This window comes from Lactobacillus sp. C449L (genome assembly GCF_059900815.1).
Genome location: NZ_JBWXGA010000002.1, coordinates 463080 through 488785 on the forward strand (window position 1 = coordinate 463080; position 25706 = coordinate 488785).

Genomic DNA, 25706 nt, shown 5'->3' on the forward strand with positions numbered 1-25706 from the left:
GACTCAAAGATAAATTATACGTCGTTTCGTTGTGGGGATGAAATTAGCGTTTTGTTATTGATGAGTGGAGACATAATGATAATTGAAACAAACAATTTATCAAAACAATATAAAAAGATGACATCCGCAAAGCTTTTTCACAAAACATATCAACAGTTTTATGCGGTCAAAAATGTTTCTTTAAAAATTAATTATGGCGATCGTGTTGGCCTAGTGGGATTGAATGGATCTGGCAAGTCGACCTTAATTAAGATGCTTTTGGGTATTTTGGAGCCAGACGCTGGAAATATAAAAACATTTGGTGTTAATCCATTAGAAAATCGGCAAAAGAATGCTCAGAAAATTGGTGTAGTTTTTGGACAAAGAAGTCAATTACGCTGGGATTTACCCGCGATGGATACATTTAAGTTAAATCAGGAAATCTATCAAGTAACTAACGATGATTTTCAAAAACGTCTAACCGAGTTGAGTGAAATGCTAGAAGCCGACGCTTTTTTAATGCAACCAGTGCGTACGCTTAGTCTCGGGCAACGAATGAAGGCTGAGTTTATTGCAGCACTGATTCATAACCCAGACTTGCTTATTTTAGATGAGCCAACGGTTGGGCTCGACGTTCTTAGCAAAAATAGTATTGTGCGCTTTTTAAAAACGTTAACGGACAAAACGATTATTTTCACATCGCATGATCTTAGTGAAGTAGAAGAAGTTTGCTCAAAAATAATGATCATGAGCAAAGGTGAGCTAGTTCTTAACAAAAATAGCTCCGAAATAACAAATTTAGCAGTACCGGCAATGATTACTTTTACCAGTAAGACTAGTAACTTAAAAGATGTACAGAAACAATGGCCAACTGCTGATCAGTTATCTACCGGTCAATATCGAATTAAACATATTGAGCCCAAAAAACTCAAGTCCATTTTGAGTAAAATTACGACCAATATATCGATTGACAGTATTGAAGTCAAAAGTGGTAAGTTAGAATATTTGCTTAACCACGTTTCAGCGGGTGGTGATTCCAATGAAGTATAGATTGACTTTAATGAAAATTGGCTTCAAAAAAGGCTTTGCTTCGGTGTATGCGCTGGTATTTTGGCTATTTTCAGCTTTAATTTCGCTAACAGTTCAGTATTTTTTATGGAAGGCCGTTTTGGTTGGGCGTTCAGAAGTAGTGTTTCGACAAACAATTAGCTATTTGGTTTTAATGCAATTATTGACGGTTTTATTTCCAAAAAGTAGTTATGATATTAACGATAAAGTGCGCTCTGGTGATATTGCAATCGACCTGCTAAAACCACTATCTATTTCAACTCAGCTATTGTGGGAAAATGTTGGCTATTCAATTGCTAAATTTGCGATTATTGGTGTTGTTGATCTAACAATATACATGTGGATACTCGATTTTAAGGTTTCCTTGATTATTGCAATAATGATGGCAATTACGATAATACTAGCTTACTTTTTGTATTTTGAATTAGAGCTGATTTTGGGTACAGTCACCTTTTATACTTATAGTATTTGGGGAATTTCAACTTTCAAAGAAGCAATATTGCTGGTTTTAGCTGGTAATACCTTTCCAGCTAATTTTTATCCTAGTACGCTTAGAACTTTGGCGTCATATTTGCCATTCCAATATTCGTTTGGTGCAGTTGGGATGTTGGTGCAAAACCCTTCAATATATTTATTTGCTAAAGTGGTAACTATACAAGTGATTTATATCTTGATTTTTTATGTAGTATTTAAGTTGCTATTCAAACATGCCGTTACTTCCACAGTTATTCAAGGAGGTTAACAACGATGAGATATTTAAAATTACTGGGAACCTATATAAAAGTCAATCTAAAATCACTGGCAGTATATGACATTGATTTTTACTTTGCAATCGCGGGAATGATAATTCAAAATATTCTTAATATCATTGCTTTGCGTTTTATATTTAATCTAGTTCCACGTATTGTTGGCTACAACTTTGCCCAGCTTCTTCTGACCTATGCACTCGCAACTTTGTCATTTTCTATCTTTAGGAGCTTCTTTATTAACGCGTTAAATATATCTGATTATATTAATAAAGGTTCATTTGACACGATTTTGATTAAACCGGTTAACCCCTTATTTCAATTAATAAATGAGCGAGTAGACGAAGACTCTTGGGGTGACTTACTGGTTTCGATACTGTTGTTAGTGCTAGTTGATGTTCAGTTACATAATCCGTGGTACATTACTGTGATGTTTATTTTTATTTCACTGTTTACGTCATTTATTTTCTTAGGATTAGCTGTTTTAGGCAACATTGTCTCGCTTCTATCTAATGGATTGTCTGACTTAGCGGAAACAACTTTCGACTTTTTTGAAATGAGTAAATATCCGCTATCGATTTTTTCAGAATCGCTCAAAATTATTTTGACATTTGTCTTGCCACTTGGTTGGGTTGCTTCAATTCCACAAGAAAAAATTGCACAAAAACATGAGTGGTTGTGGCTGGTAATCATTCCGGCCGTTTGCATTTTGTTCTTCGTGTTGGTCTATCAAGTGTGGCGCATTTTCTTAAAAAAATATCAGAGTACAGGCAGCTAACATTGCAAAGAAAAAGAACCTTTAGTTTATACTAGAGGTTCTTTTGCTATGATTAGTATACGATGATTTTTTTAAATACGGAAATTAACGTGTTGCCAACCCTACTTTCTATGAAGTATAGTTTTTAATGTAAAATGATTAGATTTTATCCATACTCTGGCAAACTCAATAATGCTATTGTTACTTAAGTGGACCAGTTGCTCTTGATAAAGTATTGGAGAACCTTCTTTAATGCTGAAATAATTCGAGACCTCAGAATTAGCGCCAACCGCGGAGTACTTTGTTTCACTATATTCGACAGTTTCCTTCGAATATCTTTCGATTATTGAGAACAGACTTTCTTTAAAAAAATCAGCTGTTTCAATGTGAGGAGCATTAGCTACGTTAATATTGTTTTCAATCAGCATGATATTCTCCCCCTCAACTTCTCGAAGTCTTCGTAAACAAAGGTATTTGTCATTAACGCTAATTCCCAGTTTGTCTGCAATTTTTTTACTTGTTTTTTGGTGAACTTTTGCCAATAAAATTTTATTAGAATAAGCCAAGTGATGTGCTTGAAAGTATTCTGCAAAAGAGTACAATCCTGTCTCTAAAGGAATTTCAATGTCTGCTTGAACGAAAGTTCCTAACCCCTGTCTTTGAACGAGATAGCCCTTTTTTTGCAAGTTAGAAATTGCACGCTTCAAAGTCCCTCTACTAACGCCAAATTCTTTCATAAGTTCTGGCTCAGTTGGAATTTTCTTCCCCTTAGGCCACGTTTTATTAAGAATATTTTTCTTAATAAGGGCTTCAACTTAAGTATTCAAACAAAAAATGTATTTTATCACAAACATCCCTTTCGACAGGAGGAAAGTCGTTCGACTGGTGGATTAATGATATCTTGAATGCTAGGGATTATAGTAAGGAACAAAGATTTTCTAAGGAAAGAATAACAAATAACAAAGTGTTGTTTTTACCGTATCTATCTGGAGAAAAGTACATATATAAAAATCCTGATATCTCTGGAGTATTTTATAATTTAAATATAAATAACGATAGACTTGACCTCAACTTAGCAGTATTAGAGGGTGTTGTATTTGCTTTAAAGTCTCTATATTTAGCATCTAGTAATAGCAAACAAAAACTAGATAATTTGATTCTGTTAGGAGGAGGCTCAAAGAGTGATGCATGGACAAAAATAGTTGCCAACATATTTGAAACTACAGTAATTAGATTTTTGAGTTCAATTGAAGCTGTGACTGGAGCTGCAATTCTTGGATTACTTGCACTAAATGAAAACATTACCGTACGTAGTAATTTTGAGCAAAAAATAAAACCGGATCAAAAGTTTATAAAGCATTATCAAAAAAAATATAATTACTTTTGCTCTATGTCAGACAAAATTAACGAGTTGTCGACTTGTTAATTGAAGATATAGTCAAAAGATAAAACCTAAAGTTGACTATATGTAATAAAAGACGTCACAGGGATAGAGAATATTTTAAAAAACTAAGGACTAATTTTCGATATTTTGAGAAAATAGTCCTTTTGTTTTGATAAAAACATCAGTTTTTTCTTTAGCTATTTGAACGGCTGCTTGATGAATTACCTGTACACTATTAATAACAAAAGGAAAACCAACGTATGGCAATAACTGTATTGTTGACCACACCAGCTCACTTTCAGTATTACCCGCCTTTAAGCTACCTCGGGCATGGGCTTTAATCTGAAAGTCAACATTTAGCGCGATAAGTGCTAACAACTCATAGCGTTCACGGTCACGCACATCTAAAGCCTGGCGATTGTAGTAATCGTTAAAGAAATGTTCTGTTAAAGCTTGAGGAACAAACTTGTTGGCGCTATCTGGCAAATCTTTTAGTAAATTTTTGATTTCAGTGCCGTAAAGCTGCTTTTGTACGTCAGCGCCAAAGTCTGGATCCGGATTAACCTCAATTATTGGAACATTAATTTGGAGTTGCGTAAAAGTCACCTGAACAAGCTTTAAAGCTTGTTCAACTTTCAAAATTCCGATAATTGGTACAAGCTGGTAAATTGTTTCTAAAATAACTTCTGGTTTAACTTGGCTGTTCAGAGCAGCTTCAACTTGGTTAGGGATTTCTGCACTAATTCCTTGAGTAACACTGGCAATAAGTGGAATTAATAGCCGGTCTTTTTGCAGATGTTCGGAGCAGTGATTATTCACATCGGTAACATATGGCGTAACTAATTTTTTAAATTCATTTTCAATTGATTTGTTCACATTTAATTCTCCTTGTATTAATTTAGATTCTAAGTTGATTTACCAGTAATGTATAATGCTTATTTTACATAAATAGTAATTACTTTTTGGTATCAAAAGCCTGAGCAAAATAAACTTAAAACAGAAAAATGCTTGGCCTAAAGAAACGATTCCTTTAGTAGCTTTAAAAATAATTCTGCGACAGGAGACAAGTTGATTTCGTGTTTCCAAACTACTCTTATTGACTGTTGCACCTCGGGCACCAATTTTTTAAAAACAACATCTGAGCCAGGTGAGGTATTAACTAAATTTTCTAGAGTCAACATTAAGGCAGCATTGTTTTTGACCATTAAGGTGCCATTAAAGTTTAAATTATAAGTACCAATAAAGTTTACTTTTTCACTGTAATTACCTAGCCAATTCTGAAAAGTTTGAAAATTAGCTGCTTGCTGTGAATTCAAAACAGAGCGTCCAACTAAATCCTGAGGATTAATTGTCGCTTTTTTCACTAGAGGATCACGTGCATTCATTAGCACACCCCATGCATCTTTTTCGGGTAAAGTTAATGAAGCATAGTTAGGTAATGGTGCATCGCCAATGATAACGGCAAAATCAACAGTGCCGTTATTCAGCTTACGTTCAGCGTAACTATAATCACCACTTAATAGATGGATTTTAACGGTTGGGTGCGCTTTGATAATCGTACTCACAATGTTCATAATACGCTGCATACCGATACTTTCACCCGCGGCTATAGTTAAATCGCCACTAATAAAAGATGAAGACTTTATATTGTTTTTAGTTTTAGCCGATAAAGCCAAAATTTCTTTGGCCTGTTCTAGTAAGTATTGCCCAGCAGGGGTTAGTGTTAAATGTCTTGATTTACGGGTAAATAGTTTAATGCCCAGTTCAGTTTCTAAATCAGCGATCTGCCTAGATAAAGCAGGCTGAGAAATCAGTAATTTTTGTGCAGCACGGGTCATGTTCCCTTCTTGAGCGACTGCGACAAAATAATTTAAAACTCTTAATTCCATAGATTGCCTACCTCTAAAAATAAAGTCTTGTTTACTTCATAATAAGACTATGCATTTTACTTATCTTAACCAATCATTAATAAGTATTTCACATAGAACAGTAACACGTCTACAATTTAAATAAAATATAGAAAGGAAATGTACCATGAGCAAGTGGCCCCAAGCAGAACTAGCTGATTTTGCCAAGAACGAAACAATAAAAATTGAGCCGTTTTACGATGACCGGCAAACTCATCAGACGCCAGTCACAATTTGGTTTATAACAGTTGATCAGGACATTTACATTCGGGCGTATAGTGGTGGTAATTCAAAATGGTACCAAGCAGCTATTAAACAAGGAGCTGGCAAAATTACGGCTGGTAAAAAAGTTTATGATGTTAACTTTTCAGCAGTTAAAAACACATCTGAAACTGACTTATTAATCAATCAACTGTATTCAAAAAAATATGCTGGTCAAAGTCCGTTAGCTGGGATGATATCACCTAAGGCAGCTAACGCAACCATTTTAATTACACCAAAAGCAGTTTGAGTAAATTATCTAAGAGTTTGAGAGTACCTATTAACTAACTTTGATAGGTACTTTTAGCTTATTTATTAATCGCACTAAATCTTTGGTCATTTTTTAGAAGTTAAGAGGTAAAAATGAAGATAGCAGAAGTTGCGGCAAAAGTGGGTTTAACTGCAGGCACGTTAAGGTACTACGAAAAGATTGGGTTAATCCCACCAATAAAAAGAAAGGATGGTATTAGGATCTACACTGAAAATGACCTTAGCTGGATTAATTTTATTAAATGCATGCGCCAAGTCAGAGTTCCTGTAAGTGATTTGCTAGAATATACTCACTTATTACAGCTGGGAACAGATACTAGAAAAGCTCGACGCGGTATTCTCGTGAATGAACTCAAAAAGCTTGAAGCAGAAGAACGAAATCTACTTGAGACCATTGTAAGATTAAAGAACAAGATTAGCCTGTATGATCAAGGCAAAATCAAGTAGTCTCACTTTTCCCACAAAAATTTGACTATTGTCTGTGCTACTTGCTCATTTTCATGCAGTTTACTGTGCTGGGCATTTTTACCGCGAAATTCATGTTCTTGATATGAACTTGCTCTACGACTGACTAAATAGCGGTAAGAGCGAGAAGAGTTATTGTCAACTGAACCATCGGTTCCATGCTCATAATTGCCATAAATATTTAGAACTTGGGCATTTTTGGGGAAAGTAGTTCTTAATGGTAAGAGACATTTATAGCCAATATCCATTTTTTTAGGCTTACCATTTTTATTCAAAATTGTGTGTTTAGGAGCACCAGCTTCGCCAAGAAAACCGTTATAATGCCCGGCGATTGAAACTAGTTTATTTAAACGAGGCAGTTTGTCATTTTGCGCGTTCTTCTTTAAGTAGTATGCAATTTGTAAGTTACCAAATGAATGTCCGACGAAATTGACACTATTGAAACGATATTTTTTCTGTAATGCAGTAATAACGTCTTTTACGTAATCGCTGCTTTTGCTTAATACCTTGACTTGATTGGTTTCACCGGGAAAGGAACTTTTATTGTTTAACAAATTAACTTCAATAACTGGATTAACCGCGTTTGGTTTGATTTCGCCACTGAAGCTAACTTTACCTTCTGAACTGACATCGGCGCGCATAACTGAATTAGTTGCGCCATGTAAGCGGGCATAATTGACCATGCTTTCTTCGGCATGATAACTACTGCCCCAACCGTGAACAAAGATAGTAGGTGTTGCAATTTTAGTAGCCGGACTATTGTTTTGACTAGATTTATTTAGAAAAAGTCCCCAACAACCTAATAATGCAATTATGGCTACTAAACCACTCAAGATTATTTTACTTTTTTTGGTCATTTTTAATCCTTAATAGACTAGTAGTGTGTTTAAAGAGCGTTAATATCGTCAATAATCTGATTGACGGTTATATGATTTTCTTGATAAATTTGTTCAACTGGGATTTGATCAGTATATACGCGATTTTGGCCATAGTTAAGTACTTTGACATTGCACTTACCCAAGTAAGAAGCTACTTTTTGCCCAAAGCCTCCGTCCAGCGAGTTATCTTCTAAAGTGATAATCGTATCGTGGTTGGCTGCTAGCTTGTCCAAAGCTTGCGTATCTAAAATATTCGCGGAAACAGGATTAACTAGTGTTGCACCTAGCTTATCTGCAACTTGTTTGCCCAGTTCGTAGAAATCACCCAGTGCAAGGATAGCCACATTTTTGCCAAGCTTAATTTGATATTGAATGTTGTCATAATCTAGAGCATTAGAATGAGAGGTACCTAGCGGAACATTAGTTGGTAATTTGATTGCAACCGGGTGCTTTTGTTGTTTAATTGCCCATTCAAGCATAGCTTTTTCTTCGGCTAAAGTGGTTGGTGCTAAGTAGACCCAATTAGGCAAGTTTGAAACCATCACTTGATCAAAAATACCGAGGTGGGTTTTGGAGCTGTTTGAAATGCGACCGCCAGCAATTAGCATAACGACAGGTAAATTATTAGCGGCAACATCATGGGATAATTGGTCAAAAGCACGTTGCAAGAAGGTGGAGCTTTCCATTAAGACGGGAATACCACCTTCTTTAGCAAAACCAGCAGCAAAAGCAACTGACTCTTGCTCAGCAATACCGACATCAGTGTAGTTATCCGGGTAGTCTTGTTTGAATTGATCAAGGCCAAAGGAACCAGGAATCGCGGCGTTAATCGCCATTATTTTACTACCAGTAGCAATCTTTTCCGTGATTACATCAAGTGCTGTGGAGACTGGAGTTGGCTTATTGACACTTTCTTGCTTGGGCTGATCACTTTCTAAGTAAAATGGTGTTACCCAGTGGTGCGCTTCTTCCTCGCGAATAGCCGGCTCATAGCCTTTACCTTTGAGAGTATTAATGTGTAAAAGAACAGGGTGGTCAATATCTTTAACTGCTTTAAATGCATCAATCATATCCTGAAGATTGTTACCATCAGCAACATAGCGATAATCAAAGCCCATTGCCGTAAATGGGTTTTCCGCGGTTTTGCCGTTTGAATCACGCAATTTTTGCAAAGCCGTAACCAGGCCACCAACGTTTTTGTCAATTGACCACTGATTATCATTGACGACCACAACTAAATTGTGCTTTTCGATTGCGGCATTATTAAGCCCTTCATAGGCAAGTCCACCGGTTAGTGAGCCATCACCAATTAAGGCCATGATATTTTCGCGATCACCTAATAGATCACGTGCTTTCGCCATACCGGTTGCTAGAGCAATCGAGGTGGAAGTGTGACCAATGGAATAATAATCATAAGGACTTTCGTCAGGGTTGGTGTATGGCGTGACGTCCTCATAGTGGTCAGGATCAAGCCAAGCCTGAGCGCGGCCCGTCAACATTTTATGCGGGTAAGTTTGATGGGAAACATCCCAGACAATTTTGTCTTTTGGCGCATCAAAAACAAAGTGATAAGCAATGGTAGCTTCAACAATTCCTAAATCGGGACCGAGATGGCCACCTTCGGCCGCGTCTTTTTCTAAAATTAAAGTGCGAATTTCGGTCGCTAATTTTTCCATTTCCGGAATGCGTAATTTTTTGAGGTCTTGTGGTCCAGTAATTTTGTTTAATAAATAATCTTCGTGTTTGTTCATATAAGTTGATTCCTCACAATTTTTTATCAAGTCTCTTTTAAAAAATTGTAATACTTATAGCTAGGTTTAAGTCAAGAGAGAAATCAAGTTATAATTAATTTAAAGTCATTAGCTAAAATACAATATAGAAAGATTCAATATGACGATCGGCAAATTATTAAAACAGTTTAGAATTGAAAATGCTAAAACCCAAAAGGAATGGGTGTCTGGCATAGTCAGTCCCTCTTATTATTCAAAAGTTGAAAAAGATAAACATCGAATTGCAGCCGATGATTTGCTGGCGATTTTACGAGCAAATAAGGTTGATTTATGGCAGTTTTTCAGTAGGCTAAATCAAGCTGATGAGATGCAACAAAGTGAGACTGACACTCTCGGTCATCTGGTTAATCAAGCATATTATAAAAATAGCCCGGAAATGTTGAAGGAAATTCGTCAAGTAGTTGAAAACAATGATTTCAATGATAAAGAGAACATTCTTCTGTATATCGATGCAACAATCGCAAAGGCTCAAAATGATCTAAAAAATTTTAGTAAAGAAAAAAGTGCAAAATTAAAAGAGCTGTTTTTTAACACTACTGAATTTGATGAAATGAAGCTGCGTTTGTATATTAATGTGATGTCAATATATGATCTTGATGCCAACATCATGATTGGCCAAAAAATCATTGCTAAACTAGGAACATCGACAAATATTCATCATCAAGAGGAACTGCTTAGTATGATTGGAAATATTTTGATTGATTGCGTTGAACAAGAAAGGTATGAAGATACTGCGTTTTTTACTAAAGCTGCTGATAAAATAGTTACGAGTCCACTACTATTTTTCTACAAAAATATGATAGTTATACTTGAAAACATGATTAATTATCATTTTGATCACCAAGACATATATTTAGAAAATGCAAAATGGGGCATTAAAAACTTTTCCTTTTTAGGGATGCCGGAATACGGTTCAGAACTGACGAAGTTTTTCAATGAATACTGCGAACAGTGAAGGTAGATAATAAAGAACATAATGTTGAAAATATAAAAGGCAACAGCAAGCTCATTCTTTTGTTACTAAAAGCCAGCTGATGTTCGTGCTATGATAGTTTTAAAAGAAAAAAGCTATCAAGGGAGTGTTTTTGATGAAAATAGGTTTTATTGGAACTGGCGTAATGGGTAATGCGATTTGTTTGAACCTGCTAAAGGCTGGTCATCAATTGTGGGTATATAACCGAACTAAAAGCAAAACTGATAATCTAGTTCAACAAGGGGCAATTTGGTGTGAGACTCCAAAAGCAGTTGCTGAGCAAGTTGAGGCGATTTTTTCCATTGTTGGTTTTCCTAAAGACGTTGAGCAGGTTTACTTTGGCGAAAATGGAGTTTTCTCGGCAGAGGTTAAGGGTAAATATCTAGTCGATATGACTACATCTAAACCGGCACTTGCGCAGAAAATTTTCGCTGAAGGTGAAAAGGTGGGTGCTAAAGTTTTGGATGCTCCCGTTTCTGGTGGCGATTTAGGTGCTAAAAATGGCACTTTGACCATCATGGTCGGCGGCGATGAAGCAGCATATAACGATCTAGAGCCCGTTTTTAATGATTTTGGCAAGAGTGTACACTATTTTGGCTCGGCTGGATCTGGTCAAAACACCAAAATGGCTAATCAAATTATGATTGCTGGTACAATGACGGGGCTGTGCGAGATGCTGGTTTATGCCAAAAAAGCCGATCTGAATCTTGAAGCAGTTCTTGAAACTATCGGTGCTGGTAGTGCGGCTAACTGGAGTTTAAGTAATTACGGCCCGCGTATTTTAAAGGGAGATTATACTCCTGGCTTTTTTAGTAAGCACTTTTTAAAGGACTTGCGGATTGCTTTAGATACTGCCAAAGAAATGAACATCAAATTGCCAGCAACTGAACAAGCTAAAAAATTATATGAAATTTTAGTCGATGATAAAAATCTGGGTGATTTTGGTACACAGGGCTTAATCAAGCTTTGGTGGAAGTAGCATTGTTACTAAGTTAAAGGGAAAAATATGAAAAATTTGCGAGTAGTTAAAACTCTATCTGTCATTTTAGAACTTTGGGGCATTTACCGCGGCTTAGGTTGGTTTTTTAGTGAAGTTGGTGCGTTCGGACCAGCTACCACTCCAGAGCCAGCAGATCGAGTATATCCGATTACCTACATTGCTGGAGGAATATTAATGATTGCCGTGTGTATATTACATGCGATTGAAATATTCACTAAGCATAATGTCAAATTTTTTATGACGATTTGTTGTAGTGCACTGGTTTATAACCAAATCGTTGATCATATTTTGTTAATCGCTATCTACGATGATGAAGTCCCACGAATGATAAAAACTCTGGTTGCTCTAGCAGCGATGATACTTTTAGTTTATTTTAAAGACAAGATATTAGAAAACTAGTTTTGATAAGTCGGCATAAAAAAGCTGCAACATATTTTTTAAAATACATTACAGTTTTAAATCATTTGGTTAGAGTTATTGATAAGCGTTAGACCAGTTAATAGTCTAATGCTTTTATTTTGCTAGCAAAACTATTGTTTACTTTTAACTTCTGCCACGCCCTCTAAGACGTTCGCATAGCGAGCTAGAGTAAACAAGTAGTCGGACAAGCGGTTAATATATTTCAGACAAGCTGGAGCTAGTTTTTGTTCTTCAGCATTTAGTTTGGCCATTGAACGCTCTGCCCGTCTAGCAATTGTTCGAGCATAATGCAAATGAGTCGCAGATAGACAACCACCAGGTAAAATAAAATGAGTTGTTTTAGGAATTTGCTGATTGAGTTCATCAATTTGCTGTTCAAGGAATTCTACTTTTTCAGTGGTGATCTGCTCATGCCGTTTAACGACGATATCACTTTCGAGCTCGTATAAATCACGTTGTAAATTTTCTAGCGGATCGTGCAATTTTTGGCATTTCTCTGACAGACTTGCAATTACTACACCTAAATATGAATCAAGTTCGTCGATATCGCCAACAGCAACAATTTGCAAATCATATTTGGGAACCATTTTTCCGGTAACCTGTTTGGTAAAACCCTGATCTCCAACTTTGGTATAAATTTTTATCGTCATGATAGCCTCTTTTTATAGTGATCAAGTGCAATATTGAGTGGTTTGTACAAAATTGGATAAAAAATCAAATTGCCGATAGCGTGGTATGTATCAAAAGTCAAACTCCCCGCCAGATAGGCTAAAAAGGCTGGTATACCACCAAAAATAGTCATTCCAAAATCTACAATGAAGCCGTACTCCCAACCTAAGAAAGTGGCGAGAATCAGTTGCAAAGTTAAATGCTTTTTCAGGGGGGTAAATTTTGCCAGTAGCGACACCGTCAGCATACATCCGCCGAATGCTAAAATTTGTGAAACGGTCCAGATACCAAACCCTAAGTAAATATTGGAAACAACCATGGTCAAAATAGCTAAAGCAAAGCCAAAGCCTAGTCCGATATTTAGGGTAACAATCATTAAGATGTCGGTAACGGGTTGAACATTGGGTACCGGAATAATCTTGAAAATCCTTAAAGCCACGCACATTGCTGTTAAAATTGCTAAAAGAGCTATTTTTTTAGTCGAATCGTGCATGACATTATTAGTCGATCTTGGCTAAAGTAAATTTAATCTTGTCCTTATTAGCTAATTTTTGCTCTGCGGCACCCTTGTTAGCAAACTTGCCGTTAATAGTGTAAGTCCAGTAAATGTTCTTTTCCTTGTCTTGACTCTTGCCATCAATTGAGGTAATAAAGCCATCAGTGCTCTTTACTTTCCAAAGTTTCTTAAGACCCTTCATAACAGTTGAGTTTTTGGGTAATTTAACCGTCTTTGTCTTAGCGTTTTTGTTATTAACGTTGAGCGTGTATGACACCTTGATTTTGCTGGCAGCATTAACTGTTTCAGCATTTTGGGTACTTTCATAACCAGCAAACGTGAAAGTGAAAATAGTGGCGATTCCCGCAATAATTGATAATTTGTTCTTTTTCATGATAAAAACTCCTTGATTTAATTTCTTTTTCTAAATTTAACTACTTAACTGGACAAGCACCAGATTCACAATCAGTTTGCTCAACTAGCTCCATGCCTTTTTGATCATCATTTAGTTCAGCAAAAACTGTGGCAACATCACCAGTAATTTTGTTTTTTCTTTCTTCATATGTTTTCTTGTCGATTGGTTCTTTTGGTGCTTGCTCTAATGAACCACCGTAATAAGGAAGCAGGGATGTAGACTTAATAACGTGCCGATATTGTTTGAACAATGAAGTAATTTTTTCGCCTTCATCACTTTGGAAAGTAACCGTACAGCTAACCGCATTATCAGACCAATATGTTTGCAAGAAAGCCTGTGTCGCAAATTGTTCTTCAATCGAAACAGTTCCTGCTGAAGCAAAGCTTTCACTATCAGCGTGCGCAGCCCGCAGCGGGAATTCAACACAGATGGTATTTGGTGTATAGATGTCGGGCTCTGAGTAATATCCGCAAGCATCAAGTGCTTCAAGCAATGGGTCGGAAGCTTGGAAACGAATCCGCTGGATTAGGTAGCCAGCATAATGGAAGTGCATACCTTCAGAAGCTCCAGCTAATTTAGCCACCGTACCAGAAGGTTTAACTGTGGTGTGCTTGATCGATGGATTACAATGCAGTTCTTTACTATATTCTTCATCAGCGTCAACAACAGCTTGGTAAGCGTCAGAGACCATCTTAATGCCCTTAGGGTCATAAATAGGAATCTTAATCTTCTCACCGGTTTCTTCATCAACGCTGTCTTTAAAGCCAGTTACCACTCTGTGGCCAAGATCATTTAGTAGCCAGTCTTGGATACCAGACATTGACACCCCGATGCGCCGATTCTTTTGGATGATTTCACGCGAAATTTCCCAGTCATATTCACTAAAGGTTACCCGTTTAGTGTAACGAGCTGCCAAAGCAAAAGCTTCTTTTAAGTCCCAACCATGTTGTTCAGCAATATATGGAAAAACTTCAAACAAGTTGCATGGCTCGCCATTAGCTAGAGAAATCTCACCACAAGGATTAGTTCCTTCAACTTCGCCATCAATATCCTTTTGATAACCGTCAATCATTCGACCGTAATTGCGTGACAAATCAAGGTTAACAATACCAGGTTCACCATTTTCCCGGATACCATTAGCAATTGGTTCATAGTCAGTAAATTCGGAGTCAATTGCTACACTATTATTTGATGCCCAACGGTGATCATATAGTTTTTCTTTATCTTGCTTCATCGTAATGAAACCCTGATCGTCATTAGAACCAAGGGCCAGCTCTGCAGAACGTCTAACATTACCTGCAACAACGGTCTTACCAATTAAGTTGCAAATGTCAGTGCCATCAACTGAAGTCATGTACTCGTCTACGCGGTCATTGATAATCTGGTTGATTTCAAAGAACATTTCAACCAGTGGCATAGGACCTGAAGCAGTTCCACCAAAGCCATGAATTTTTGCTCCATAGGGACGGATGCTACTGATGTCCAACACTAATTTAGTTTTATTTTCTGGGTTCGTTTGGTTGAAGTGCATGTCGATGAGACGCGCATTAGCTAGAACCCAGCCCTCACGTGTGTCTGGCAATTTGTAGTAAACATAATCGTTATTATCTCTATTTTGCGCAGCCCAAGTAGTTTTATCGCTTGCTCCAAGTTTAACGGAAGCATCGTAAGAGTCACTCTTTTTATCGATAATAACAGTCAAGTCAACTTTATTATCAACTTTAGGAATTTGCTTAATATTATCCTGAACGACGGAAAAGCCAACGCCGCCGCCCTTCATGAGTTGGTCGAAAAGGAATGAAAAAGGCATGGAAACAGCTGCTTGTTCGTTGTCTAAATAGCTCGGAACGATATGACTGTTACCGTATTTTTGCGGTCTAATAGCGATAAACCAGCAATTGTTCAAAGAATCTCCGTTTCTTCTCTGGTAGTCGGTACCAGAAACCCAAAGATTTCTTCCAGATGGAGTTGCAGCGAGACCGTAAATCATTTTGTATAACCTTTGGGCCTCTGTAGTTAAGTCCTCGACCACTTCTTCAGACGGAGAATCTGCCAAACGGGGGTCAAGGTTAATATTACCTTCGACAACACGCTTGACGGTTTCATCCCATTCTTCAGAACGGTTTTCTTCAGGAAGCCAACGGGCGTAGGTTCTCTTATATGTAACCCAACCTAGTTCTCCCCAGTGAGGAGAAACATTTTGTTTCACTTGATCAATATATGCCTGATCTAGGCTAATTCTTGTATTTTCCATGTACAAAGTTACTCCTAAAAACTCACATTTGTTTCACACATACATCATGTATGGGTCTAAGAAAAACTATACCACAATATCTTGTATTTACTAGTATTAAATGCTACCAGAAAACCGAACGAAAATCGTAACTAAAAGTGGCAGTAAGATTAACTCGGCAAAAAAAATATTTAGAAATTTTTGTATAGAATTTAAGTATGCAAAAAGCACAGCTAACGTTTTATATTGTTAGCTGTACTTCATTAATATATTATTTAACTATAATTAAGAACTAAGTAAAGCAAAGGCGATTAAAAGCACTCCGCCTAAAATAATGAACGGAATAAGCAGGTGAACAAAAAAGATCAAGGTCAACCCACATGCAAGTAAAAAGAATACTATTTTTGCGGCGCCAATTCCTAATTTAACAAATGCCCAGATAAGAAAGAAAATTAACAAAAGTGAAAGCACGTATAGTCCCCCTTTGCTCATCATATTATTGCATAACATTATATTACTCTCGTAAAGCAATAAATAGTAGCTTAGCGTAAATTTAATAAAAAGAAGATATATATCGCTTACAAAAATACTGGTATAATAATTTTCCAGACTAAAAATACGCATTATTTCCTTTAGGAAAAATTGGAAAGGAAGAAATTGCTTGCGCTTCAAACAAATTATATTTGATGTTGATGATACACTAATCGATTTTGCTGATACTGAAAATTTTGCACTTCGAAGCCTGTTTAAGTCTCGTCAATGGCCGCTTACAGATGAATTGCAACGACGTTATCATTCTTATAATCAAGGACTTTGGCGGCAGCTAGAATGTGGTGAGTTAACCTACGACCAACTAAGTGAAATGGTTTTTCACGACTTTATCAAAGAAAATTTGAATATAGAAGTTGATGGCTTGGCCGTTATGGACGAGTACCGTTCTTATTTTGGACAGGCATACAAATTATTGCCTGGAGTTGAAGACACGTTGCGTTTTGCTAAAAAGCAAAATTATCAATTAACCATCCTGAGTAATGGCGAAGCTTTTATGCAGCGACATCGGCTTAAACTTGCCGGTATTGAAACTTATTTTGATGTAATTGTCACTTCCGAGGAGGCGGGATATTCGAAGCCAGATACGGGCATTTTTGATTACTTTTTTAGCCGTGCTCATTTCGGTCCAGAAGATACAATCTTTTTTGGTGATGGTTTACAATCAGATATTTTAGGGGCAGAAAACTATGGTTTTGCCAGTATTTGGTATAATCACCGGCATCGCAAAAATAACATGAACTTACATCCATTGTATGAAGTAACCACTTATCCACAGTTTGTAGCACTCTTAAAAAATAATCTTTAAGTTAAAGTCAAGTTTGTTAAAAAAATAACTTAAGGACCTTAAAATTGGTTATAATTAAGTATAAGGGGTGAAATTATGACTATTAATATTTGTTCTTTAAATGACACCTATGAATTAAATAACGGTGTCAAAATACCAGCTATTGGTTTGGGTACTTGGCAGACACCGGACGGCGAAATTGCTCGCAATGCGGTTAGAGATGCGATAAATTTAGGCTATCAGTTGATTGACACTGCGGCCGCATATGGTAACGAAAAAAGTGTTGGTCAAGGTATTAAAGATAGTAATGTAAACCGTTATGATTTGTTTATTACAACTAAATTATGGAATGATCACCATGGCTATAAGCAAACTTTGTCGGCAATTGACGAGAGCCTTGAGAAGTTAAGCATAGACTATCTTGATTTGTATTTGATACATTGGCCTAATCCAATTGGTATTCGTGACCGCTGGGCTGAATTAAATGCTGAAAGCTGGCGGGCCATGGAAGATGCCGTGAAAGCTGGCAAAATTCGAGCTATTGGTGTATCAAACTTTAGACGAGAGCATTTGGATGAATTACTTAAAACCGCTTCTGTAACTCCTGCTGTTAATCAGATTTATCTTAATCCAAGTGATATGCAAGAAGATGTTGTTTCCTACAATAATGAACTTGGTATTTTAAGTGAGGCTTATAGTCCACTTGCCAGGGGCGGCTTATTTAATAATGAAGTAGTTAATGAAGTAGCTAAGCATTATGGTAAAAGCCCGGCGCAAATTTTATTACGGTGGTCTTTGCAGCATCAATTTGTGCCACTACCAAAATCAGTTCATGTTGAGAGAATGAAGACAAATGCGGACATTTTTGACTTTGTGATCAGCTCTGCTGACATGGCAAAACTTGATAGCTTGCATGGAGTAGCAGAAGTTGCAACTGATCCAGATAAGACAGATTTTTAGTTCAGCAGAACAGCTAAAGGTGATATCTAATGAAAATAGGATTTATTGGTGCTGGTAAAATCGGTAAGGCGATTATACAAGGCCTACTGCAAGGAAACATAGCTAATCATGACATTTATGTTTTTGATGGCGGACATAAGACTGCGCAAAAAGCTGCGGCCGAATTAGATTTGAACTTAGTTAACGACTACGCCGACTTCAACGCTTGCCAAGCTGTAATAGTTGCTGTTGGTGGCCCCGCAATTAAGACTATTTTCAAAGAGCTTGGACAAAAATATCATGGTATTGTAATGTCAACCGGTGGCGGTGATTTAGAGCAAGTGAATGCGGAACTGCCAGTCGATTCTTCGTTTGTTAAGATTGTTCCGAATACACCAGTTCAAATTGGTGAAGGAATTACGGCGATTAGTTTTGCAAATGGCGAAAATCAGGCGGTAATTGATACGGTTAAAAGTATTTTTGCTCGAATGGGTGACGTCTATGTCGTACCTGCTGACAAGCTGGGAATTTATGGCACTGTTGCTGGTTGTACTCCAGCATATGTCGACTTGCTGATTGAAGCACTAAGTGATGCAGCGGTCCAAAACGGGGTAAAAAGAGCCGAGTCGTATGCAATTATTGAAAAAATGCTTTTGGGAACAGCTAAGTTGGCTATAAAGAGTAAAAAACTTCCCGAAGAGTTAAAAGATGAAGTGACCACACCTGGTGGATCAACCATAAGGGGCGTGGTTAAGTTAGAAGAAGCAGGCTTCAGAAATGCGCTAATTCAAGCAGTAAATGCATCGGCGAACTAAGAAGAATAACTAAAAAAGCAATAGTTTTGCATGTATGGAACAATTGCTTTTAATTTTAGAAAACGTAAAAAGGTATCGAGTAAGTAGCTCGATACCTTTTTTTAAGTCAAATCATTAAATGTGTTTAAGAAGGGAAGTAAAGTTAATAAACTTAGAATTCCTTGTCTAAATCAACGGGAGCGTCAGGCTTTTCACCATTAATCATCTTCAAGTTGTCATCAAATGAGTTAATAACCATGTTCCGAACAGCGTGTGTGGTGTAGAAAGCAGTGTGAGGGGTTACCAGAACATTTGGACGAGCAATTAAGTCGGCTAAACGCTTGTCAGGAAGTTCTTTGTTGCTGAAGTCTTCATTAAAGACTCCAACTTCGCCTTCGTAAGTATCCATTACAAAGCCAAATAGTTTACCAGAGTCAAGACCACGGATAACAGCGTCAGTGTCAACAAGTGGACCACGAGAAACGTTAACAATAACTGCGCCATCTTTCATTTTACTGATTGATTCGTCATTAATCATGTGGATGTTTTCAGGAACATCAGGAACATGAAGTGAAATTACGTCAGCTTGAGCGTAGAGCTCCTCTAGAGTGTCAACGTAGTAGCCTTTGTTTTTAAGAATTGGGTTTTGGAAAATATCATAAGCAATAACTTTAGCACCGAAGCCTTCCATTATTCTCATAAATACTTGACCAATATGACCAGTACCGATAACACCAACAGTTTGGTCGCGAACTTCTCGGCCAATTGTAGGAGCCCAGCGGAAATCATGCTTAGCAAGCTTTTCGTCCATTGCCTTATCTTGACGCAAAACTCGAGCAGCTTGAATAGCGGCGTGCTCAGCAATAGCGTCAGGTGAATAAACCGGAACATTAGTTAACTTAAAGCCAAGTTCTTTAGCTTTCTTTAAGTCGATGTTGTCAATACCAACGTTACGGATTGACCAGTTGTGGACACCAGCTTCGTCTAAAGCTTCAATCGTATCAGCCTTATAGTCTAATTGTTGGTAAGTTACAACGCCGTCAGCACCAGCTGCCAGTTTTGCAGTTTCTGGTGTCAAAAGTTGGTCGGTGAAATCAACTTCAACATCTGGGTGAGCGGCTTTCCACTCGTGGACATAGGGCTCTTCGTCTTTACGAATCGCATAAGCATAAATTTTAGTCATAAAATTTAACCTCCAAAAATCGTTATTATTATCTCTTGTGCTATTATACACTTGTATTAAGGGAATTAAAAATGTTAAATTCCCGAAATCTCATTTTCAGAAAAGCTTGATTTAACAATAAGCGCTTTCATTTTTGAGCCAGCAAGTGTAGAAGCTAGATAAGATGATTATTTGATTTTTGTGTGAATTTAGTGAAATTCGTAACAAATTCTTATCCAATTATCTTGGTCAAGCTATGAACATGGAACCTTGAAAAAGTTTAATGATATTTTGAGTCGAGACTAAAAAATTATATAATGAATTAATAGATAAAAAGGAGCAAATTATGATTTTAATCTCGTGGAATATTGACTCATTAAATGCAGCTTTAACCGGAACTTCTTCAAGAGCGGTTGAAACCCGTAAGGTATTAGAAAAAGTTCATGAGCAAGACGCAGATATCATTGCTATTCAGGAAACTAAATTGCGTGCAACAGGTCCAACTAATAAACACCTAGAAGTTTTAGCACAAGAGTTTCCGGAATACGCTGTAGTTTGGCGCTCGTCTGAAGAACCTGCGCGTAAAGGCTATGCTGGAACAATGTATTTATACAAAAAAGAACTTCAACCTAAAGTTACTTTTCCTGAAATTGGTGCACCTGAACCAATGGACAGTGAGGGTAGAATCATTACGTTAGAATTTCCAAAGTATTTTGTAACGCAGGTGTATACTCCTAATTCAGGTAATGGGTTAAAGCGACTGGCTGAACGGCAAGTCTGGGATGAAAAGTATGTTGACTACTTAAAGAAGTTGGATCATGAAAAGCCAATTCTAGCAAGTGGAGATTATAATTGTGCGCATCAAGAAATTGATCTGAAGCATCCGGATAATAATCATCATTCTGCGGGCTTCACTGATGAAGAGCGCGCTGACTTTTCTAAACTGCTTGAAGCTGGTTTTACTGATACTTTCAGAAAAATTAATGGTGATGTTGAAGGCGTATATTCTTGGTGGGCTCAAAGAATTAAAACCGCAAAAGCCAACAATTCCGGCTGGAGAATTGACTACTGGATTACAAGCAACCGGATTGCTGATAAAGTTAAGCGTTCTGAAATGATAGATACCGGAGTTCGAGCTGATCATTGTCCAATTTTGCTTGATATTAGCATATAGACATAGGTATGATAAAGAAATCCACACAGAATAGCTGGGTTTCTTTTTCTTTTGTGTAACAATGATACTGAGGCGATGAAAATGAATGAACCACTTCAAGATGCCATACTTAATGGCTTATATGACCCAAATTATCCGGGGCATGAGTTGCTAGGCCCTAAACTTTTGCAGAACAATAAAGACGAAAATATCTGGTTAACCATTCGGCAAGAGCTGTTAAGCTGTACGGGTTTTACGTGGGCAGTGGCATTTATTACTCAAGATATGCTGGTGCCATTTAAGGTGGTAATGGCTGATCTTGCCAAAAAGAACATTACTGGTACTTTAATTACCGGTGATTATCTAGCCTTCAACAATCCACAAGTTTTCCGCGATTTGATGAAAATTAGTAATTTAACAGTAAAAATAGCCCAAGCTGACGGTTTTCATGCTAAGGGCTACTTATTTGAACATGTGGATCGGCAAACTATTGTAATTGGCAGCGCTAATTTTACCCGTTCGGCTTTGCTAAGTAATTACGAATGGGCGCTGAAGATTAGTTCTAAGAAAAACGCTACGCTCACTAGGCAAGTTGCCCAGCAAATCCAACAACTTAGTATAAGTGCGCAGCCACTGACCACTGGCTGGTTAGATAAATACGAAAAAAGTTGGGTTAAACCACTTTCAAAATCAGTTAAGACGTCTATTTCTGCTCAAAAAATTATGCCAAATCAAATGCAGCAGGCAGCTCTGAAAGAATTAAAAGGTCTAATTGCTACCGGTCAAAAACGTGGCTTGATTGTGTCGGCAACTGGCACTGGCAAAACCTATCTGGGAGCATTTGCGGTTAAAGACTTCCGACCGCGTAAGCTTTTATACGTAGTTCATCGGGAACAAATTGCTAAAAAAGCACTTGAAAGCTTTTACCAAGTAATCGGTGGCAAACGCAGCAATTACGGTTTATTAACTGGACACCAACATGACATAAAATGTAAATATGTTTTTGCAACAGTTCAGACATTAAGTCAGCCGGAGATGCTGGTCAATTTCGATGAAGCTGAATTTGATTATATTTTGATTGATGAAGCGCATCGTGCCGCTGCTCCAAGCTATCAAAAAGTTTTGGCAAAATTTAGTCCACAGTTTTGGTTAGGGATGACCGCAACGCCTGAGCGTATGGACGATCAAGACGTTTATCAACTATTTGATTACAACCTAGCCTATGAAATTCGTCTGCGTGGTGCACTAGAAGAAAAAATGTTAGCTCCATTTCATTATGTTGGAGTTGAAGATTATGAAACCGGCGGCGAAAGCATTAACGAAACCACCAGTTTAAGACGTTTACTGGCACCTAAGCGAGTGGATTACGTCTTAAAGCAGCTTGATTATTACGGCTACTGTGGCAATCAACCTAAGGGCTTGATTTTTTGCAGTCGACAAGAAGAAGCTCATGAGCTTGCACAATTTTTTTCTGAGAAAAACCACCCTGCCGTTGCATTAACCAATGAAGATAGTGAAAAAAAGCGAATACAGGCAGTTAGAAAACTTGAGCGAGGTGAGCTTGAGTATATTATCTCGGTTGACTTATTTAATGAAGGTATTGATATTCCGTCTTTAAATCAAATCATCATGCTTCGTAATACGCAGTCGAGCATTGTCTTTATCCAGCAGCTAGGAAGAGGATTGCGCAAGTTTCCGGGTAAGGACTATGTGACTATCATTGATTTTATCGGAAATTATAAGAATAACTATTTAATTCCAATTTCGTTAAACCAAGATGATAGTAGGGATCGCGACAAGGCACGTGAAGAAAGCACATTGCCTGGCTTTATTGACGTTTCTACCATTAACTTTACTCAAGTTGCCTCTGCAAAGATTTTAGCTTCACTTGATCGAATCAAGCTAGATAGTATGAAAGAGTTGCGCCAATCTTATTTAGAACTAAAGGAAAAAATAGGTCGACCGCCATTGTTATTTGACTTTTACCGGTATGGTTCAACTTCTCCAACGGTTTTTGCTAATCAACATACTATATTGCATTATGGTCAGTTTTTAGCTAAGATGGGGGAAAAAATTCAGCTTACTGAATACGAGAGTGCAGTTTTAGCTTTTGTTACTAAAGAATTGCTGAATGGTAAGAGGCTACATGAGCTTGTATTACTACAGCTTTTAATAGAGAAAAAGCACGTAAAACAATCCGAATATGAAGAGAAACTTCGCAGGCAGAACGCTTATGTGAATGCGGCAGTTATCAACTCTGTTGAGAATATTTTGACCTTGAGCTTTTTTGATATTAAGCAGGGCAAAACGACGAAAAAAGAACAATATGGCAATAAACCACTTATTGAACATCCAGATTTCTTTAATTATGTGTTAACGCCAGAACTAGAAAGCGCACTTGCGGAAAATAGTGATTTTAAGCGTTTATTTATGGACGTAATTAAAACTGGTTTAGCACTAAATCATAAATATAATAATCAGAGCCAATTTACACTATACCAGCAGTATGATCGTAAAGATGCATGTCGTTTGTTGAATTGGCCGAAAGATGTTTCGGCTCCAATGTATGGTTATCGGGTAGACCAAGATGAGACGCCTATTTTTATTACCTATAAAAAAGACAATACTAAAAAGCGTAGTGCCTTATACCACAATACTTTAGAAGATGGACGTTGCTTGAAATGGTACACTCGTTCACCTCGTCATCTTGATTCAGATGAAGTTCAGCGGCTTTTAAACACACCTGAGATGAAAATACATATGTTTGTGAAGAAAAGTGATGCAATTGGCAAGCAGTTTTTCTATTTGGGTCAGGCTGATATTCAAAAAGAAACAGTTAAAGAAGAACAGTTGGGGCCAAAGAAAAAAGCGACAGTTGGAATGAACTTATTGCTTAGACAACCATTACAATCAAAAATGTATGAATTGCTATTTGAAGAATAAAAAGCTTCTATTAATAAACAAGTAAATAGAAGCATGCAGTATCAATATTTTATCTTGCAACAAATGTATTGGGTTTGATGTGCTGTAAGATTTCGTATCCTACATCTTTTTCATCATTTTCGTTGTCATTAGTTTGGTTTAAAAACAATACAATTCCGTTTTGGTTATCGTTGGTTAGCTGCATCCATGTACCAAAGTGTAAGCCATAAAAACTACCATATGAAGTTTTGAGCGTATCCTTATTTCTGAGGTACATTCCGCCACAGTAATCAGTAATTTTACTATTTAAGTGGGTCATGTAATAGAAGTCATCTTTATTAAGGATGGAACCATCACTTAGACCAACTTGAATTTTGTAATATTCTTGAGGTGAAGTAAACATGTTACCAGCCCCGGGTATTTGGGAAGCAAGACTAGCTTTGACATAGCTTGCATTCTGATAATTTTTTCCACCATTTGAGTAATAAGAAATAGGGTCGGTAATGCCACTAGGAATGTTTTGGTAAAGGTACGTATTTTGTAAGTTCAGCTTTTTTACAATTCGGTTTTGGAAATTTTCTTCATAAGATTGGCCAGTAACTTGTCTAATTATTCCCGTTAGTAAGATATAGTTGCTGTTGTTGTAGTGATATGCCCCCACACTATCTGATGGTGAGGCATTAATATTTTTGATTACCCAGTTAATCGAATCAGCCTCAGAATAAATAATCCCCCGATTTATCTCAGTTTTAGTAGCGGTTATTCCAGAAGTATGAGTCAGTAAGTTGCCGACAGAGATATTGTCAGCATTTTTTAAATCGGGAAACCAACGCGAAATTTTGGTGTTCTGTGTAAATGCGTTGCTAGTATTTTTAGTTTCGTTAATTAGTTGAACAATCATTGCTGCAGTGACAGTTTTTTGCAGAGATGCAGTTGGAAAAGTAACTTTACTGCTGCCATTGCCGATTCGTCTGCCATACCAAGCATAACCATAACTAATTGTTTGTGGTACTCCATTTTTAACTACAGTTACTACTCCACGAACGTGATGGTTTTTAAAGGTATTTCTAACAAAGTTAGACATTTCAGCTTGTTCGTTTGCAGTGGAAGTTGCTGCTTCAGTTTGCATGGCAACGGCGCCAAATGAAGCAGTCACTCCCAAAAGCAGGGCAACAGCGAATGAGAATATTTTATGTTTCAAAGTTCAGACTTTCTCCCCTTTAAAGATATTAGTAGTATTATAAATCGTTCAAGGTAACAAAGGTATGCAAAAATGGTTAAGTTTATATAACAATCGTAAAATAGTTTGTAAATATAGGTAACACTAGAATTAGGCTGCATAAATAAGCGTTGAAAATACAGCATAGCCAAAAAGTGTATTAGTAGTAAATATAATTTTAGTAACAATAGTCTGACTGATGATATATCCTATCAAAAGTGGATCTTTTATTTGTCCAAAAAATCGGAAAAAAGACTTGCAAAAGGAAGAAATAGTTGCTAGTATAAATAACTGTCGTCGGGCGCAAACCAAGAGGTTTAAGCGTCAAAGACGACAAAAGAATTCAAGCCAAACCAGTTGACAAAGAGCGAGTGGTTTAGTAAGATATAGAACGCTGTCAAAGAAGAGAATCGAGACAAGAGTCAGGGTAAAAAGAGCTTGACAAGCAAGCAAGAGACTGGCAAAATGTT

The 25706-nt window shown here is 37.1% G+C and carries 25 protein-coding genes; 14 read left to right on the top strand and 11 right to left on the bottom strand.

All coding sequences use genetic code 11. The annotated features are described in order from the left end of the window. Positions 1–75 precede the first annotated feature (75 nt). The 3 genes from AC2JF9_RS05540 to AC2JF9_RS05550 are packed head-to-tail and all read left to right on the top strand — an operon-like array spanning position 76 to position 2571. On the top strand, positions 76–1029 hold the full coding sequence (locus tag AC2JF9_RS05540) for an ABC transporter ATP-binding protein (protein ID WP_500725796.1): 954 nt from the start codon (positions 76–78) through the stop codon (positions 1027–1029). Beyond that, positions 1019–1789: an ABC transporter permease gene (locus AC2JF9_RS05545; RefSeq protein ID WP_500725797.1), complete on the top strand. Its 771-nt coding sequence runs from the start codon at positions 1019–1021 to the stop codon at positions 1787–1789. Before AC2JF9_RS05540 ends, AC2JF9_RS05545 begins: the two co-directional genes overlap by 11 nt. 5 nt (positions 1790–1794) lie before the next feature. Continuing rightward, positions 1795–2571, top strand: coding sequence for an ABC transporter permease (locus AC2JF9_RS05550; protein ID WP_500725798.1), 777 nt, complete (start codon positions 1795–1797; stop codon positions 2569–2571). Between the two features lie 101 nt (positions 2572–2672). Here AC2JF9_RS05550 and AC2JF9_RS05555 read toward each other — a convergent pair whose 3' ends face one another. Continuing rightward, on the bottom strand, positions 2673–3353 hold the full coding sequence (locus AC2JF9_RS05555) for a GntR family transcriptional regulator (RefSeq protein WP_500725846.1): 681 nt from the start codon (positions 3351–3353) through the stop codon (positions 2673–2675). Positions 3354–3388: 35 nt separating this feature from the next. On the opposite strand from AC2JF9_RS05555, the gene AC2JF9_RS05560 reads away from it, so the two are divergent. Continuing rightward, positions 3389–3976: an FGGY-family carbohydrate kinase gene (locus tag AC2JF9_RS05560; protein ID WP_500725847.1), complete on the top strand. Its 588-nt coding sequence runs from the start codon at positions 3389–3391 to the stop codon at positions 3974–3976. A gap of 90 nt (positions 3977–4066) precedes the next feature. Here the strand turns inward: AC2JF9_RS05560 and AC2JF9_RS05565 are convergent, their stop codons facing one another. Then, a complete protein-coding gene (locus tag AC2JF9_RS05565; RefSeq protein ID WP_500725799.1) occupies positions 4067–4810 on the bottom strand; it encodes a carboxymuconolactone decarboxylase family protein in 744 nt (247 codons plus the stop codon). A 137-nt stretch (positions 4811–4947) separates the two neighbouring features. Then, positions 4948–5823: a LysR family transcriptional regulator gene (locus tag AC2JF9_RS05570; RefSeq protein ID WP_500725800.1), complete on the bottom strand. Its 876-nt coding sequence runs from the start codon at positions 5821–5823 to the stop codon at positions 4948–4950. Positions 5824–5968: 145 nt separating this feature from the next. Here AC2JF9_RS05570 and AC2JF9_RS05575 point away from each other — a divergent pair, with 145 nt between their 5' ends. Next, positions 5969–6352, top strand: coding sequence for a DUF2255 family protein (locus AC2JF9_RS05575; RefSeq protein ID WP_500725801.1), 384 nt, complete (start codon positions 5969–5971; stop codon positions 6350–6352). A gap of 113 nt (positions 6353–6465) precedes the next feature. Beyond that, positions 6466–6819: a MerR family transcriptional regulator gene (locus AC2JF9_RS05580; RefSeq protein WP_500725802.1), complete on the top strand. Its 354-nt coding sequence runs from the start codon at positions 6466–6468 to the stop codon at positions 6817–6819. 2 nt (positions 6820–6821) lie between these two features. Here the strand turns inward: AC2JF9_RS05580 and AC2JF9_RS05585 are convergent, their stop codons facing one another. Together AC2JF9_RS05585 and AC2JF9_RS05590 are read right to left on the bottom strand one after the other, a co-directional pair. Further along, positions 6822–7694, bottom strand: a complete 873-nt coding sequence (locus tag AC2JF9_RS05585; RefSeq protein ID WP_500725803.1) for an alpha/beta hydrolase — start codon at positions 7692–7694, stop codon at positions 6822–6824. 29 nt (positions 7695–7723) lie between these two features. Next, a complete protein-coding gene (locus tag AC2JF9_RS05590) occupies positions 7724–9466 on the bottom strand; it encodes a 1-deoxy-D-xylulose-5-phosphate synthase (protein WP_500725804.1) in 1743 nt (580 codons plus the stop codon). Positions 9467–9605: 139 nt separating this feature from the next. On the opposite strand from AC2JF9_RS05590, the gene AC2JF9_RS05595 reads away from it, so the two are divergent. From AC2JF9_RS05595 to AC2JF9_RS05605, 3 genes are all read left to right on the top strand, one after another. Next, positions 9606–10460, top strand: coding sequence for a helix-turn-helix domain-containing protein (locus AC2JF9_RS05595; protein WP_500725805.1), 855 nt, complete (start codon positions 9606–9608; stop codon positions 10458–10460). Between the two features lie 133 nt (positions 10461–10593). After that, positions 10594–11457: an NAD(P)-dependent oxidoreductase gene (locus tag AC2JF9_RS05600; RefSeq protein WP_500725806.1), complete on the top strand. Its 864-nt coding sequence runs from the start codon at positions 10594–10596 to the stop codon at positions 11455–11457. Between the two features lie 27 nt (positions 11458–11484). Beyond that, positions 11485–11877 (top strand): hypothetical protein, encoded by a 393-nt coding sequence (locus tag AC2JF9_RS05605; protein ID WP_500725807.1) that lies wholly within the window; start codon positions 11485–11487, stop codon positions 11875–11877. Between the two features lie 131 nt (positions 11878–12008). Here the strand turns inward: AC2JF9_RS05605 and AC2JF9_RS05610 are convergent, their stop codons facing one another. From AC2JF9_RS05610 to nrdJ, 4 genes are read right to left on the bottom strand one after another with little or no spacing between them, the layout of a single operon-like run. Next, on the bottom strand, positions 12009–12548 hold the full coding sequence (locus tag AC2JF9_RS05610; RefSeq protein ID WP_500725808.1) for a cob(I)yrinic acid a,c-diamide adenosyltransferase: 540 nt from the start codon (positions 12546–12548) through the stop codon (positions 12009–12011). Further along, on the bottom strand, positions 12545–13060 hold the full coding sequence (locus AC2JF9_RS05615; RefSeq protein WP_500725809.1) for an ECF transporter S component: 516 nt from the start codon (positions 13058–13060) through the stop codon (positions 12545–12547). The genes AC2JF9_RS05610 and AC2JF9_RS05615 overlap by 4 nt, the downstream gene beginning before the upstream one ends. A 7-nt stretch (positions 13061–13067) precedes the next feature. Further along, a complete protein-coding gene (locus AC2JF9_RS05620) occupies positions 13068–13457 on the bottom strand; it encodes a DUF4430 domain-containing protein (protein ID WP_500725810.1) in 390 nt (129 codons plus the stop codon). Positions 13458–13497: 40 nt separating this feature from the next. Beyond that, entirely contained in the window at positions 13498–15732 is a 2235-nt protein-coding gene (gene nrdJ / locus AC2JF9_RS05625) for a ribonucleoside-triphosphate reductase, adenosylcobalamin-dependent (protein ID WP_500725811.1), read from the bottom strand. Between the two features lie 640 nt (positions 15733–16372). Between nrdJ and AC2JF9_RS05630 the strand changes: the two genes are divergently transcribed. The 3 genes from AC2JF9_RS05630 to AC2JF9_RS05640 all read left to right on the top strand — a co-directional run bounded on the left by AC2JF9_RS05630 (position 16373) and on the right by AC2JF9_RS05640 (position 18801). Further along, positions 16373–17068 carry a YjjG family noncanonical pyrimidine nucleotidase gene (locus tag AC2JF9_RS05630; RefSeq protein ID WP_500725812.1) on the top strand — a complete coding sequence of 232 codons (696 nt, stop codon included), beginning with the start codon at positions 16373–16375 and terminating at the stop codon, positions 17066–17068. 75 nt (positions 17069–17143) lie between these two features. Then, positions 17144–18007 (top strand): aldo/keto reductase, encoded by an 864-nt coding sequence (locus tag AC2JF9_RS05635; RefSeq protein ID WP_500725813.1) that lies wholly within the window; start codon positions 17144–17146, stop codon positions 18005–18007. Between the two features lie 29 nt (positions 18008–18036). Further along, positions 18037–18801 carry a pyrroline-5-carboxylate reductase family protein gene (locus AC2JF9_RS05640; protein ID WP_500725814.1) on the top strand — a complete coding sequence of 255 codons (765 nt, stop codon included), beginning with the start codon at positions 18037–18039 and terminating at the stop codon, positions 18799–18801. Between the two features lie 151 nt (positions 18802–18952). Here AC2JF9_RS05640 and AC2JF9_RS05645 read toward each other — a convergent pair whose 3' ends face one another. Continuing rightward, a complete protein-coding gene (locus tag AC2JF9_RS05645) occupies positions 18953–19963 on the bottom strand; it encodes a D-2-hydroxyacid dehydrogenase (protein ID WP_500725815.1) in 1011 nt (336 codons plus the stop codon). Positions 19964–20288: 325 nt separating this feature from the next. On the opposite strand from AC2JF9_RS05645, the gene AC2JF9_RS05650 reads away from it, so the two are divergent. Both AC2JF9_RS05650 and AC2JF9_RS05655 read left to right on the top strand, forming a co-directional pair. Further along, a complete protein-coding gene (locus tag AC2JF9_RS05650) occupies positions 20289–21116 on the top strand; it encodes an exodeoxyribonuclease III (protein ID WP_500725816.1) in 828 nt (275 codons plus the stop codon). An 81-nt stretch (positions 21117–21197) separates the two neighbouring features. Further along, a complete protein-coding gene (locus tag AC2JF9_RS05655) occupies positions 21198–24038 on the top strand; it encodes a DEAD/DEAH box helicase (protein WP_500725817.1) in 2841 nt (946 codons plus the stop codon). Positions 24039–24087: 49 nt separating this feature from the next. Here the strand turns inward: AC2JF9_RS05655 and AC2JF9_RS05660 are convergent, their stop codons facing one another. Next, positions 24088–25218 (bottom strand): serine hydrolase domain-containing protein, encoded by a 1131-nt coding sequence (locus AC2JF9_RS05660; protein ID WP_500725818.1) that lies wholly within the window; start codon positions 25216–25218, stop codon positions 24088–24090. Positions 25219–25706 lie beyond the last annotated feature (488 nt).

Bases quoted from the DNA above. Each gene is read 5' to 3' on its own strand.
- AC2JF9_RS05540 (WP_500725796.1), top strand. From the start codon at position 76: ATGATAATTGAAACAAACAATTTATCAAAACAATATAAAAAGATGACA.
- AC2JF9_RS05545 (WP_500725797.1), top strand. From the start codon at position 1,019: ATGAAGTATAGATTGACTTTAATGAAAATTGGCTTCAAAAAAGGCTTT.
- AC2JF9_RS05550 (WP_500725798.1), top strand. From the start codon at position 1,795: ATGAGATATTTAAAATTACTGGGAACCTATATAAAAGTCAATCTAAAA.
- AC2JF9_RS05570 (WP_500725800.1), bottom strand. From the start codon at position 5,823: ATGGAATTAAGAGTTTTAAATTATTTTGTCGCAGTCGCTCAAGAAGGG.
- AC2JF9_RS05575 (WP_500725801.1), top strand. From the start codon at position 5,969: ATGAGCAAGTGGCCCCAAGCAGAACTAGCTGATTTTGCCAAGAACGAA.
- AC2JF9_RS05580 (WP_500725802.1), top strand. From the start codon at position 6,466: ATGAAGATAGCAGAAGTTGCGGCAAAAGTGGGTTTAACTGCAGGCACG.
- AC2JF9_RS05585 (WP_500725803.1), bottom strand. From the start codon at position 7,694: ATGACCAAAAAAAGTAAAATAATCTTGAGTGGTTTAGTAGCCATAATT.
- AC2JF9_RS05590 (WP_500725804.1), bottom strand. From the start codon at position 9,466: ATGAACAAACACGAAGATTATTTATTAAACAAAATTACTGGACCACAA.
- AC2JF9_RS05595 (WP_500725805.1), top strand. From the start codon at position 9,606: ATGACGATCGGCAAATTATTAAAACAGTTTAGAATTGAAAATGCTAAA.
- AC2JF9_RS05600 (WP_500725806.1), top strand. From the start codon at position 10,594: ATGAAAATAGGTTTTATTGGAACTGGCGTAATGGGTAATGCGATTTGT.
- AC2JF9_RS05605 (WP_500725807.1), top strand. From the start codon at position 11,485: ATGAAAAATTTGCGAGTAGTTAAAACTCTATCTGTCATTTTAGAACTT.
- AC2JF9_RS05610 (WP_500725808.1), bottom strand. From the start codon at position 12,548: ATGACGATAAAAATTTATACCAAAGTTGGAGATCAGGGTTTTACCAAA.
- AC2JF9_RS05615 (WP_500725809.1), bottom strand. From the start codon at position 13,060: ATGCACGATTCGACTAAAAAAATAGCTCTTTTAGCAATTTTAACAGCA.
- AC2JF9_RS05620 (WP_500725810.1), bottom strand. From the start codon at position 13,457: ATGAAAAAGAACAAATTATCAATTATTGCGGGAATCGCCACTATTTTC.
- nrdJ (WP_500725811.1), bottom strand. From the start codon at position 15,732: ATGGAAAATACAAGAATTAGCCTAGATCAGGCATATATTGATCAAGTG.
- AC2JF9_RS05635 (WP_500725813.1), top strand. From the start codon at position 17,144: ATGACTATTAATATTTGTTCTTTAAATGACACCTATGAATTAAATAAC.
- AC2JF9_RS05640 (WP_500725814.1), top strand. From the start codon at position 18,037: ATGAAAATAGGATTTATTGGTGCTGGTAAAATCGGTAAGGCGATTATA.
- AC2JF9_RS05645 (WP_500725815.1), bottom strand. From the start codon at position 19,963: ATGACTAAAATTTATGCTTATGCGATTCGTAAAGACGAAGAGCCCTAT.
- AC2JF9_RS05650 (WP_500725816.1), top strand. From the start codon at position 20,289: ATGATTTTAATCTCGTGGAATATTGACTCATTAAATGCAGCTTTAACC.
- AC2JF9_RS05655 (WP_500725817.1), top strand. From the start codon at position 21,198: ATGAATGAACCACTTCAAGATGCCATACTTAATGGCTTATATGACCCA.